The organism is Tardiphaga sp. GW822-FHT04G09 (assembly GCF_058800725.1).
Map to the genome: position 1 here is coordinate 1 of NZ_JBXAMO010000008.1, position 12,646 is coordinate 12,646.

Here is a 12,646-nt window from a genome sequence, read left to right on the forward strand (position 1 = left end):
AAGCTCGACACAATCCCGCGGAAGCTCGCCAGTCGGATGGAACGTGGAGATATTGCATGACAGCCCGTAAGTCCGAACGTCGCCCTGTCGCGATGGCCTTCGAGCGGGAGAGTGTCTCAATCCCAATGGTCAACATTCAACCGCTTCATCTCGTCAGCGACAGCGTCAAAAAAACCCCTAAATATGCTCAGATTCAGTCCTCCATTCGCGAGATCGGACTGGTTGAGCCACCGGTCGTCGCGCGAGCACGGGACGAGAAGAACAAATATCTCTTGCTTGATGGACACTTGAGGCTGGAGGTCCTGCGCGAGCTTGGAGCATCTGAAGTAACGTGCCTGATCGCAACGGACGACGAGGCCTTCACCTACAACAAGCGCGTGAGCCGGATTGCGATCATTCAGGAGCGCAACATGATCATGACGGCGATTAAACGAGGAGTCCCGGAAGAGCGGATCGCCAAGGTCCTCAATGTAAATGTCTCGCATGTTCGCCTGAAGCGTCGCCTGCTGGACGGGATATGCGCGGAAGCCGTTGAGCTCCTCAAGGATAAGCACGTGCCGATTTCGACATTTGCAGAGCTGAGAAAAATGGTGCCGATGCGCCAGATCGAAGCGGCTCAGCTTATGGTCGCTATGAACAAGTACTCGATCACCTACGCGAAGTCTTTGTTCGGTGCCACGCCGCAGTCCCAGTTGATCGACTCGGCAAAGCCCAAACAGGTCGAGGGACTAACCGACGATCAGGTTGCATTAATGGAGAGAGAATCGGCCAATCTGGATCGTGAGTTTCGCCTCATGGAAGAGTCATATGGGAATGACAATATGGATCTGGTGGTCGCCACCGGTTACCTGCAGCGGATTATTGAAAATGTGCGAGTTGTGCGTTACCTCGCCCAGAACTTTCCGGAACTCCTGGCGGAATTCCAGAAAATATCTGAGTCCACCAGGCCCTCCGCCTAAAAATCTAGGACCGAAAACGATGGGCCATAGGTATTCGATCAAAAGCCGTCTCGAAGGGTGACCCGAATTCCTCCGGCTTGCGGCTAAGCCGTCGGCGCCAGCACGCTGACTAAACCGTGACGTGTTTTCTATATTCAGGCCGGGACGACCACGACACGATTCGTACCCAAGGTCGGATCCGGCTCGGAGAACTTGACGCGTCGAATGATTTCGTCAACGCTGCACTTGACTGCAGCCATCGCATACTCACCGCCATGTGACCCAACAATAAGGCCACGGCCTGGGAGAATTTGGCCGTCGATCTCAAACGACAGCCGGTGCGTGAACAAGCCCTCGTCGTCTACATACAGAATATCACCCTTATCGAACTCTGCGGCCAGTTGGATGTCTCCCCCAATGGCCTGTTGCAGTGTTTCTACCGAACTTGTCACGCTGACAGATTTGACGCTGCGCTGATAGGGATCGATCAGGATCGCGGGATAGCGCGGCCTCTTGAGTGCCTCACCCGACTTAGAAACGTCGGCGTGGCCGGCAGGGAGCAGCTTGGACACGTTCAGGAACGTCGATCCTGCCGGCAGGAACGCGTCGGGGCGGTTCATCTGCTCGGCACGCTTGACATCGATTTTCCGCAGGTGGCTCGCGAGCCCACGCTCCTGCTCCTGTGCTGCATACCAGGCGGTGACACAAGCGACACGTTGAAGTTCCTGGGCGAGCATCGAGGATGTTACGCCGGCCGCTTGCAGGAGATCCGCGCTAACGGGTTGTTGATTTGGCGGTCCGCTTGACGGCGGAACAGTGTCAGTTGCCATGACCTCGTGTGTCGCTCCCCACATCCACGTCAGAATCCGGCGGCTGAATTCACCGGGGGGCGACACGACCGCGAAAACGCGCGGGGATGCAGGCCGCCGTCCGTCGGAGCTCCTTTGAGTGAGCAGCACGATGGCCGATACTTCGAAGCTGTCGGCGATTACCAGCGCTTGGTCAACAAAGTCTAAATACACCGCCAGATATTGATTGTTGAACATCTCGGCCTCGTCGGCCATCGCCTTCGTCATTTGCAGCTTTGCAAGGCCGCCGAGCGTGTTCTGGTCGACTTGGAATGCTGCAACGTGGCGATCGGAATGCCCGCCCTGATCCAGGAACCAGCGTGCGACCGTGGCGTCGAACTCTGTATTGATATCGACACCGCCGCGAGACCTCGCGCGGATGACGGCCGCTCTGTTTGCCGTCATCATCATGGCGAGCAGCGGGTTCTTTGCTTGCGGGAGGTGGCCCTCGCCCCGATCCACGAGATCTGCCGCCACCTCGCGGCCGGCATCCAGCAGGAATCGATCCAACCACGTCGTCATTCTCTTTTTCTCCAAATTCGGTGGCGTCTCAATACACAACGCGGCCTCGAGTCGAGTGAATACAAATGTTCAAATCCAACCAATCCATACTGAGCATCGCGAAAACCGCTGAGTGAGTGCTTCCCGCAGGGGGCGTCATCTTTTAGGCTGGCGGTAGCTTTGCTGGTCGACGTGAAATCTCCATCTCGACAGTCCTTCAACCAGGTCATCCACCGTCGCGGCGTTCAGTGAACGTCTGTTTTGCCGCCGATCGCAGGTAAGCACGGTCGCGCAATTGCATTGCAAATTCGGCCACTCTCAAAATTTGCAATGCACCGCACGACGACTTTAGGCGTGCTTGTTGTGGCCTCCTTCGATGGAGGCTTCTCATGGTTGCGACAATCGCAGCTGGCACGACAGCAGCGTACTACAGCAAGCAGAGCGAATATTATCTCGGCGGCGGCGAGCCGGCGGGTCGCTGGATCACGTCCACGGGCAACTTCGGCGCGACTCGCGGTGCGATCGTCGATAATACGCTGTTCGAGCGTCTTCATGCCGGCCTGGATGCGGACGGGGAGCCGCTGCTCACGAATGGCGGCGACGGCGCTAACCGGGTTGGCGGCATCGACCTGACGCTGTCGGCACCGAAGTCCGTCTCGGTTGTCTATGCATTGGCTGATCCGGCGGCGCGACGTGCGATCGAAGATGCCCAATACATCGCAAGCGAAGCGACCATCGGCTTTCTTGAACGCAATGCTACCTTTTGCCGCCGAGGCAAGAATGGTCTGCGGCTCGAACGCGCGCCGTCGCTTACCGTCGCTTCCTTCCAACATGGCGAGGCCAGGCCTGTTGCGCACGATGACGGGCGTGTATTTGCGGATCCGAATCTGCACACTCATGCGGTTATTCTGAACTGCGCCGTTCGTGAAGACAGCACCGTCGGCGCCCTCGACGCCCGCCACTTGTTCGCGAATAAGATGGCGGCCGGCGCCGTGTACCATCTCGCGCTGGCCTCAGAACTCCAAAAGCTCGGCTTTGCGGTCGGTGCCATTGGGAAGAACGGCATTTTTGAGATCGTCGTCCCGCAGGTCGATGCCGATCGTGATGCGGATCTCGCCCAGGGCTTCGTCGCGTTGCAGCGTCACTTCTCGGCACGCCGCAAGGAAGTCAAGCAGGCTATTGCGGCTGAAGGCCTCACGACCGCGGACGCGCCGGCACTTGCTGCCGCGATTGCTCTCGGCACGCGCTCCACCAAGCAGGAAGAGCGCGCCATCGACCGTTTCGAGCTCTGGGCCGAAGAAGCCGCGCCCTTCCTCGACGTCGACCGCCTGGTGGAAAATCTGCGGACGCCCTGGACCCGCTACCACGCTGAGCAGGAGGCGCTGATCGCCGAGCGCGTGGTGGCGGTGCCGGCGCAGTTGACTGAACACGAAAGCGTTTTCGAGCGGCGCCACCTCCATGCCGCGATCGCGACGTCCTTGGTGGGCACGGGGGCCGATGCAACCCGGGTCGAGCAGGAGGTTAGCCGTCTGATCGAGGCCGGCGGCGTCGTCGAACTCGGCAAGGATGGCTTGCAGCAGCCGGTCTATTCTACCCCCGAGCAGATTGCGATCGAGCGCGAACTCGTTGCCCTGACTGAGCGTTTGGTCGGCCAGCGCCGTACGGCGCCGGATCCGGATCATGTGCTTCAGCTATGCCGGGATCACGGGCTTTCCACTGAACAGACCCGAGCCGCTCTGAGGGCAACCACACCGGCGGCGATCTCGGTGATCGAAGGCGCCGCTGGATCCGGCAAGACGACCACGTTGGCTGCAATCGTGGCTGCGTATTCCGACCAGGCCATCTCATCTCAGCCATTGCGCGTGATTGGAAGCGCGACAGCCTGGAAAATTGCGCGTGAACTGCAGACGCTCGGCATCGAAGCGATGGCCACCGATGCCTGGCTTGCGCGCACGGCGCTGCCGTTCCTCGATTCCAGGACCGTCCTGGTGGTCGACGAGGCCGGCCTTCTGTCGTCTCGGCAGATGCACGCGATCCTGAGCAAGGCGGTAGAGGCTGGTGCCAAGGTCATCTTGGTTGGTGACCGTGAACAGCTCCAGTCCATCGGTGCCGGACCCGGCCTCTCGATCGTCGCAAGTGTCACTGACACAACCCGCATCGACAAGATCGTGCGGCAGCGCGAGGCCTGGATGCGCGCCGCGGTGACGGATTTCGCCAAAGGCCGCGCCGAAGATGGGCTGCGTGCCTTCGACACACGCGGTCTTCTCACGCTGACGGCAGGCGAAAAGGCGACGGTTGAACGTATTACGGACGCCTGGGAGGATACCCAGCGCGTGGTGTCGAACCCCTCCGTTTTGCTGATCGCCAAGACCAACGCGCAGGTTCGCGCGCTGAACGACGAAGTCCGGGTTCGCTTCAAGCGCGATGGCAGAATCGTCGGCGACGATATTGCGGTCGCCGCGGTGACCCCGTCCGGTCATGGCCAGACGCTCGCCTTCGCGATCGGCGACCGTATTCGTTTTCTGATCAGGCACGATAAGCTCAGCGTCATCAACGGCACCACGGCTACGATCACCGACATCGATGACCGTGAGACGCAGGACCCGACTCTTCATGTCGAGATCGCCGGTCGCCTGGCGCAGTTTCGCGTCTCGGACCTGGCGGACGAACACGGCCGGGTTCGCCTGGGCCATGCCTACAGTACCACGATCTACGGAGCCCAAGGCCTGACCACGGATCAGGCGTTTGTCTGGGCAAGCCCGTCGATGACCCGCCACGACGCCTACGTGGCGTTCTCGCGGGCGCGTGATCGCCTCGAGATTTTCGCCGACACCCGCGAAATCGACGCCCAGGTCCGCCTCGACCTCCCGCTGTCGGAGCGCCGGCAAGCCACGATCAGTCCGGAGCGGCGGCTTGACTGGCTGGCGGGACGGTTGTCACGACTTCAGGTCAAGACCTGCACGCTGGATCCGATGCTGGATCACGCCGCGCGCGTGCAAGAGCGCGACCGCGAGCGCGATCGTGAACGGTCGGTGGGGTACGACCGTGGCTAAACCGCGCGTATCCAAAGTGCGCTTGCGACCGCGCGTGCCGAAAAACGCCCACACGGCGCCGGCGGCGACCGCGCCGCTGCAGAAGCTTGCCAAGCCGAAGCGCCCTGGCGGCTCCGGTCCGCGCCCCTCCGACCCCGAATTCTGGACCGTGATCAACGAGATCAGCGATCCCGTCCCCATCGCGCCTGCCGAACTCGATGCCATCGAGAGCTACTTCTCGGCAGTGCTCGACACCGTCTTCGAGTCCGCTCGCAAGACACCTTCCTGACCCAACCAAAGGACCACAACTATGCCCAACCGCCTTCCCCCGATCGACCCTAATACCGTCCTCGGCCTGCAGCTCGAGCACTTCGCCGACATGGCTGTGACCGCCGCGCTCTGGCTGGTGCGAGAATCGCTGGACGCGATCGCCAACAGGACCGCCTTCGATCCCGACCCCAGTAACATCTATCGCGTGTTGGGCCGGCCTCCGGCGGTGCGTGTGCTGGACGATCTCACCGAAGATCAGCGCCACGACATGTTTGTCGAGGGCTTCCGTAACCTCGGCAACCCCGGCGGCATGGACAAGGCGTTCGAGTTGTCGCTGTCTCACTACAAGGAGATGTTGTGGGAGGCGTTCCGGACGCGCTGGAACAGCATCGCAAACGGGTGATCAAGGTCGCCTCTTCTTAACCGTGCGGTGGAATCGATGAGGAATCACTTCCCCTGATTCCACCGCATGAGTAGACTCTTTTTTCTGTACCGCGTGAGGATTTCCCCAATGGCCCGCAAGAATCTCAACGTCGTCGACACCGCGGCCACCACGAGTGAGCCGCGCCCGCGCAACGTGCTCATCTACAGCCGCGTCTCGACCTTGGCCCAGGCCCAGAACATGCTGAGCTCGGACGACCAGATCGCGCAACTGGTCGCGAAGAGCAAGCGCGAGGGCGACAATATCGTCGGCATCTTCCGCGACGAAGGCGAGACCGGCACCAACATGAAGAGGTCCGGCTTCGAGGAGATGATCGCGAGGGCGACTGACGGCTCGCGCACGGTCGATGCCATCCTCGTCTATTCGTTTTCTCGCGCTTTCCGGAATCAGGTCGAACAGGAGCTGACGGTCCAGTCTCTGCGCAAGCACCGCGTCGAGCTCATTTCCCACGCCGAACCGCTGGCCAATGACGACACTGGCGACATGTTTCGCAAATTCATCGGTATAGTTAACGAATATCAGAGCAAGGAAACAGCACGCGCGACCACTCGCACGATGCTGGCCAATGCTCGCCTCGGTTACTCAAACGGCGGAAACATCCCCTACGGGTATATGTCGGTGGATTCAGACATCGTCGGCAACAAGCAGAAAAAGAAACTGGCGGTCGAGCCGGTCGAGTCCGAAGTCGTCAAGCTCGCGTTCAATCTGGCTTTGAGTGGTGACGGGACCACCGGGCCGCTTGGCACCAAGAAAATCTCGATGTGGCTGAACGAACGGGGCTACCGGACCCGCAAGGGATCGTTGTTCGGCACCGGCACCGTCCATGAGCTGCTGACTCGTGAAGCCTATACCGGCTCGCGACGCTTCAACGAGTTCGATCGCAAGATTGGAGAGCGCAAGAAGACAGCTGACATCATCGAATACGACGTGCCAGAGATCATCGACCGGGCCACCTTCGATGCCGTGCAAGCCCTCCTGGTTTCCCGCCAGCCCCGCCTTAAGGGTCCGCGCCTTGCCTCGGCGCCGTCGCTGTTGGGCGGTCTCGTCCGTTGCGACTGTGCCAAGTCCTGCGCCCTGACCACGGCAACCGGCACGTCCCGGACCGGAACCGTCTATAATTATTACAAATGCGTTCAGGCGATCAAACAGGGGCGACACAAGCATGACGACGGCGCGTCCTGCAGCAACCGCAAGATCCCGCGTCCCGTCATCGAAAAGCTCGTCGTCGAGGCGTTGCTGGATCAGCTCCTGCAGCCCGAGCGGGTCACTGCCATCCTGACCACCCTCAAGGCGCGCCGCGATGGCCGTCAGGCCTCTGCCGACCGCCGCCTGGTCGATTTGGCCCGTCAGGTCTCCGATGCCGGGGAGCGGCTGTCGCGCCTCTACGCTTCGATTGAAGCCGGCACCATCGACGGCACCGACCCGTCGCTTAAGGAACGTGTTGCCGGCCTGAAGGCCACCCGAGACCGGGCCATGGAAGCTCTCGAATACGCCAAGAACTCCAGCGTGCTGCCGGTCGAGATCGATCCCGTCGCCATCGAGCGCTTCACCAGATTAATGCGTGAACAGTTGGTGTCCGGAGATGTTGCGGCCCGTAAGGCCTACTTGAGCGCCATCATCGATGCGATCGTCGTGTCCGACACCACGATCCGCATCATCGGATCAAATGACAATATCCGGGCGGCCCTTGGACCAAATGGCCAACCGACGCATTTGGTTCGTAAATCTGTTCAGGAATGGTGCCGCAAACAGGACTCGAACCTGTGACCCCGTCATTACGAATAACGGGGCGGGGTCTAACGCTGCCAAACACTCCCAAACAAAAACACCCCGTTAACCCCTATTTTCATTGGGCTTTCTGCACTATTGCGAGCTTGTGTTAGTCACAGTACCTAACATCTGAAAGTCCGGAATTTCCTACCCCAGACCTACCCCGGCGCTCGCGAGGTCATCATGTCCGAAGTGACCGTTCTGGCCCCGGAAAGGGCCAAAAGGATCGAACGGCCCTTTCTGTCCGAAAAGATCGCGGCCAGCGCCAAGGGCGAGGCTGGTCGATATGAGCTGCGGGATAAGAAGTACAGCGGCCTTCGGCTGGCTGTGCAGCCGTCCGGGATGCGCTCATGGGTTTTGCGCTACTCGAAGGCAGGGATAGATCGTAAATGGACCATCGGCCCCTATGACGCCGACGTGCTGTCATGGGATGCTGCCCGTGCGATTGCCAAGGTCGCATTGCTGGAAATTGCGAACGGCTCCGATCCGGCCGCCAACAAAACCGAAGCTCGCCGCAAAGCCGCCGCAGGTATAACCGAAGGCCAGTTGTTCTCTACTAATTGGACCGACTGGTGCAACGCGCCGAAACCCAAGTCCCGCAACAAAAAGGGCTGGCGGGAGTCGACTGCGCTTCGCGTCAAGCAACTGTACGAGTCGCAGCTAGAGCCAAAATGGGGCAAGCGCCGGTTAGAAGAAATCACCAAGGCGGACGTTTCAAGCCTCTTGGATAAAATCGCATCCGAACATCCGCAGGCCGCAGCGCGCACGCATCGGGTCTTAGCGTCGTTCTTCAATTGGTGCGTCACGAAAGATCGCCTTGGGAAGTCGCCTTGTGATGGGGTTCAATCCGCGAAGGCGAATAAGCGTAAGCGGAAGCTGACCGACGCCGAGATTCGATGGGCTTGGCTGGCATGTGCCAAAGAACCGTTCCCGCTAGGTCACATAATCCGCCTGCTAATTCTAACGCTGGCCCGCCGCAACGAAGTCAGCGGGCTAGTCTGGCGCGAATTGCACCTTGGCAACAGCCGGACATGGCGGCTCCCAGCGCTGCGAACCAAAAATCATCGCGACCATGAGATATTTTTGACTGACTCCATGCTCGAAGTCATCAAGGCGGTTCCGCGTGTGCAGAGCAAGGCGGGCTTCATATTTACGACCAATGGCACGACCCCATTTAGTGGTTTCAGCAAAGCTAAGAAACGCTTCGATGGCCTCATGCTGAAAATCGCCCAAGCCGAGGATTCGGCCGTCGCGTCAATTCCGAATTGGACGCTGCATGATCTTCGGCGAACCGGCTCGACCCGATTGCAGCGACTCGGCTTCGACGACGAAGTCATTGACGCCGTTCTGAACCACGCTGACGACGACGAATATTTGCAACACGACTTCGAGCTAGAAAAAGTGAAGGCGTTTGACGCTTGGTCGCGCGAAGTTGAGCGTATCGTTTCGGCGGCTAGCCGTTAACCAAACTTGTTTGGTGTCTTGACTCTAAATAACGTTGGGATACTTCTGAGCGTACGGTTCTGGCCTAACGGTTTATCCCGTTGGCTGACGTTCCGTGTCGTGGTCGTCGGGCTGATAGCCCAATGGTGACCTACCCGGCGCACCCAACATAGTTGGGCGTAGCGACATTTGATGATGGCCGATCAGTCATCGCAAAAGGGAACCGGCCCTTCCAACCTCTACAAAACGCTCGCCATGCGAGCGGTTGGAAGGCCGCGTTATGTCTCAATCCCCGCTGGACTCTCAGTCCGAGTACCTGACTGCCGCTCAAGTTCGCGCGCGCTACGGCGGTCAGAACGATATGTGGCTGCATCGTCGAATCCGCGATCATGGATTCCCTGCGCCAGTCAGATTCGGAGGCAAGCTTAGATTTTTCCGGCTTGCCGCCGTAATAGCGTGGGAGCGCGAGGCGGCGGCGCGTGAATACAGAACATCCACGCCGTTGCGCGGGGTGCGATCATGAGCATCCTTCGACTCCATGATCGCAACGCGGCTCGTGCGATTCTTGATGGCATCAGCAGCGAAGCCTTTGACGCTGGTATCCGGTCTGGTCGTATCCCTGCGCCTGTTCATGGCTATTGGTCAGGCTTTGAGCTGGACATTTGTCGCAGGCATTTGCTTGAAGCACGCCAGCTACTCCACGGCGCCATGCGACCGCCGTCGCCATCATTTCGGCGCATCGCCCGAACTTTCAAGACGCGGAGCAACTGCGTCGCTGTCATCCACTCGTTTCGTGAGGGGTGCTGACGATGGCTTCATTCTCAGACTCACTACAGGCTACCGAGTGCGAAAATCGCGAAGCCGAACAAGCAATCGAAAGCCAGACGCGACGCCTGCTTGCTGCCGACGCTGCACCGACCGATTCTGAAATTGCCGGCCTCGCTGATCGTGAGGCGGTCTCAGTGGCGACAGCATTGCTATTGGGCACCCTCCAACCATTTGCGCGCGGCGGTGCCCCCGATCTCATCTCGCTTTTTCTGCCCGGACAGAGGCCTGCGCTTCTGGCTTATACGTGCGGCGCGTACCTAAACGTCTTTCCGTATACAGGAAGCTTTGTTTCCGACCCCTTGGAGAAACTCCGAACTCGGACGGATAGCAAGGCGACTTTGGCCCGCTATGCATGCGGCGATCTAACTTCATGGAGAAAGGCGGAGACCGCAGCTCGCGCGGCTATGATACTTCGCAGACTCATTCCCGCCTCGATCAGGATGCGAGGCCGCCATGAGTGACTTTGCGCCGTACGACACGGAAGCCCAAGAGCTACAAATTCTCGCCCAGATAGATGCTCTGCCGGATGATGCTTATGAGCGCGTCCGGATTTGCCTTGAGAAGCGCCCATCAAAGCGCAAACGCGGACGGCCTGAGAACCCAGAACAAACCCAGCGGCGCACTGTCTACACGATGTACGTTGTTGAGCGAATTCGGCTCGTGGACGATTGGAATTTGAACGAGAGCAGAGAGGAGTCGGCGAAGCTCGTGGGACGACACCTCCGCTTCGATATGAGTAGTGGCACAGCCGAGACAATCGCTTTGGTAAATATCGCGCGCGGCAATAATAGACCCTACTTCAAGGCCGCTCGCAAAATGTGGGAAAAGATTTCTGACGAGAAGCGCGCGGCCATTTCAAAGGAAATGATAGCGCTGACCCCGGAGATAAATGATTCCGATTTATCTCCAGCGTAAGGGGGTCTTCAATTTCGTTCGCTCGCTCATATGCTTCTCACCGACGCATTCGAGAGAAAGGCACAGATCAAATGAGCAAGCAGTCACAAGTAACGCCGTCACGCGCGAGTGTGCTTCACGGAGAGTCAGAGGATTTCAAGACTTTCTTCAATAACGCTCTGCCGCCAGAGGGGCAATTGAAAGTCGCCATGGAGCGCCTTCAAGACCTCAAGCGGCAGAGTGAGCAGGCGGCGCGTGCCGACCGGCTCGCTGAATTGGTTGGCGCGAAGCGAAGCCTTGACGCAAATATAGCGCGCTACGATCTGGATTGTGAGCGCAAACACGCGCCGACAGGCGCCGACCGTGCGGAACAGCAGCAAAGGTTGGATGACCGCAAGGAAATTATCGCAGAGATCAAAGCGCTGAGCGAATCGGCACCCCCCGCCTTCGCATACGGGGATATTCGGGCCTTTGGGCAAGAAGCACGGCACCCAAAATATCGGCACAAACGATTTGACCACAACGGTCCTGGGACTCTAGTCGCCTTCGAGAGGTCTAGCGCAGCCGTCAACACCATCAAAGACCAGCGCAAGCATACTGCTCGTGCCAATCGACCCTTGGATGAAGCCTTCCGCCGCGTCGTATCGGAGGTGAGAAACACCGCGCGCGCGGGCGATGTGAAGCCACATTTGACGCTCCGAAACTTTCAAGGATTGCATGGTGATTTCAAGCAAGGTCGCCTGGCATGGAGTGATCGCCAAGACGGCTCTATCTCTGGCGAGCGCGCTCTGGCGTTTATGTGTGACATCTTTGGTGATGAAATAATCGCCAAGCTCAAGCACCGACTCCGCGAGAACTACAATCCGAAGACGGCGCTCACGGATCATGAGCGAAAACGCGCGCTCGCCAAGCTCGACGAGGAGTTGCTCCACGCGGAGCGCGTGAATGAAGCCGTATATATGGCCTGTCGCCGGGCCGGGCTTGACGTCCAGCGACGCCCTAATGCGGCAATGCTTGCAGTCTTGGAGATCGAGGTCGATCCCGACGCCAAAAGACCTACGGTACCGAAGGCTGGCGAGTCCCGTGGCTCTTTGCAGGTTGTCACAGCGGATGACCCGGAGCTTGTAGCTGAAAGTGACGACGACGAATTCGGCTGAGATTCGATTCGGGTCGCGCACTGCCCCTGCGCGTGTCCGATGCTCTGGTCACCTTGCTCCCTTGGTGATCAGAGTTAGCCCAAGGCGGCTGTCCACCGCCTTGGGCTCTCCTTTCACTTATCCAAAGCCCTTGCCACGCCTTGGATCGTTTACTGAACGGCAATATCAGAGGGGACTACACATGACAGACGCAGCAATGACGACAGCGCTCGTACGATTCAAAGCCAAGCACGGACACATGGCGATGCGGGAACTGTTAAAGCGAGTAGCGGGCGCACACGTGGCTTCCGAAGTGCCTGCCAACAAGGTGGTCGATGTGATCGTCGCGTGCGATTCGCATCGAGACTTTTCGAAGCCCGCAGCCAAGGCATCCAAGGCGGACTTCAACGACGCCAGCTTCGTTCGAGGAGTCTATGACCGCTGGAACGGCGGCTCCGCAAATTAGCAGGGATGAACAGAGTCACGCCCGACGTTGGAGCGCCGGGCGTGAATAGCCGAAGTACGTAGTGGAGCGGAGTGAAAA

At 59.2% G+C, this 12,646-nt stretch carries 10 protein-coding genes and 1 tRNA gene; 9 read left to right on the forward strand and 2 right to left on the reverse strand.

Going from position 1 to position 12,646, the window contains the following annotated elements:
* The first annotated feature begins 56 nt into the window (after window positions 1–56).
* Window positions 57–959 (forward strand): plasmid partitioning protein RepB C-terminal domain-containing protein, encoded by a 903-nt coding sequence (locus AC1RLZ_RS15665; RefSeq protein WP_371420447.1) that lies wholly within the window; start codon window positions 57–59, stop codon window positions 957–959.
* Window positions 960–1,093: 134 nt separating this feature from the next.
* Here AC1RLZ_RS15665 and AC1RLZ_RS15670 read toward each other — a convergent pair whose 3' ends face one another.
* Window positions 1,094–2,308 carry a DUF3846 domain-containing protein gene (locus tag AC1RLZ_RS15670; RefSeq protein ID WP_493189357.1) on the reverse strand — a complete coding sequence of 405 codons (1,215 nt, stop codon included), beginning with the start codon at window positions 2,306–2,308 and terminating at the stop codon, window positions 1,094–1,096.
* 368 nt (window positions 2,309–2,676) lie between these two features.
* Here AC1RLZ_RS15670 and mobF point away from each other — a divergent pair, with 368 nt between their 5' ends.
* From mobF to AC1RLZ_RS15690, 4 genes are all read left to right on the forward strand, one after another.
* Window positions 2,677–5,340: a MobF family relaxase gene (gene mobF, locus AC1RLZ_RS15675; RefSeq protein WP_493189358.1), complete on the forward strand. Its 2,664-nt coding sequence runs from the start codon at window positions 2,677–2,679 to the stop codon at window positions 5,338–5,340.
* A gap of 34 nt (window positions 5,341–5,374) precedes the next feature.
* The gene (locus tag AC1RLZ_RS15680; protein WP_371420444.1) at window positions 5,375–5,608 is read left to right on the forward strand and encodes a hypothetical protein; all 234 of its coding nucleotides are present in this window, start codon (window positions 5,375–5,377) and stop codon (window positions 5,606–5,608) included.
* 21 nt (window positions 5,609–5,629) lie between these two features.
* Window positions 5,630–5,992: a hypothetical protein gene (locus tag AC1RLZ_RS15685; RefSeq protein ID WP_493189359.1), complete on the forward strand. Its 363-nt coding sequence runs from the start codon at window positions 5,630–5,632 to the stop codon at window positions 5,990–5,992.
* A gap of 108 nt (window positions 5,993–6,100) precedes the next feature.
* Entirely contained in the window at window positions 6,101–7,798 is a 1,698-nt protein-coding gene (locus AC1RLZ_RS15690) for a recombinase family protein (RefSeq protein ID WP_493189360.1), read from the forward strand.
* Here AC1RLZ_RS15690 and AC1RLZ_RS15695 read toward each other — a convergent pair.
* A tRNA-Thr gene (locus tag AC1RLZ_RS15695) sits at window positions 7,769–7,905 on the reverse strand. The two genes, AC1RLZ_RS15690 and AC1RLZ_RS15695, sit on opposite strands and share 30 nt — an antisense overlap.
* 79 nt (window positions 7,906–7,984) lie before the next feature.
* Between AC1RLZ_RS15695 and AC1RLZ_RS15700 the strand changes: the two genes are divergently transcribed.
* From AC1RLZ_RS15700 to AC1RLZ_RS15715, 4 genes are all read left to right on the forward strand, one after another.
* On the forward strand, window positions 7,985–9,265 hold the full coding sequence (locus AC1RLZ_RS15700) for a tyrosine-type recombinase/integrase (protein WP_493189361.1): 1,281 nt from the start codon (window positions 7,985–7,987) through the stop codon (window positions 9,263–9,265).
* A 1,260-nt stretch (window positions 9,266–10,525) separates the two neighbouring features.
* Window positions 10,526–10,987, forward strand: coding sequence for a hypothetical protein (locus AC1RLZ_RS15705; RefSeq protein ID WP_493189362.1), 462 nt, complete (start codon window positions 10,526–10,528; stop codon window positions 10,985–10,987).
* Between the two features lie 71 nt (window positions 10,988–11,058).
* Window positions 11,059–12,123: a hypothetical protein gene (locus AC1RLZ_RS15710; protein WP_493189363.1), complete on the forward strand. Its 1,065-nt coding sequence runs from the start codon at window positions 11,059–11,061 to the stop codon at window positions 12,121–12,123.
* A 181-nt stretch (window positions 12,124–12,304) separates the two neighbouring features.
* The gene (locus AC1RLZ_RS15715; RefSeq protein WP_493189364.1) at window positions 12,305–12,568 is read left to right on the forward strand and encodes a hypothetical protein; all 264 of its coding nucleotides are present in this window, start codon (window positions 12,305–12,307) and stop codon (window positions 12,566–12,568) included.
* Window positions 12,569–12,646 lie beyond the last annotated feature (78 nt).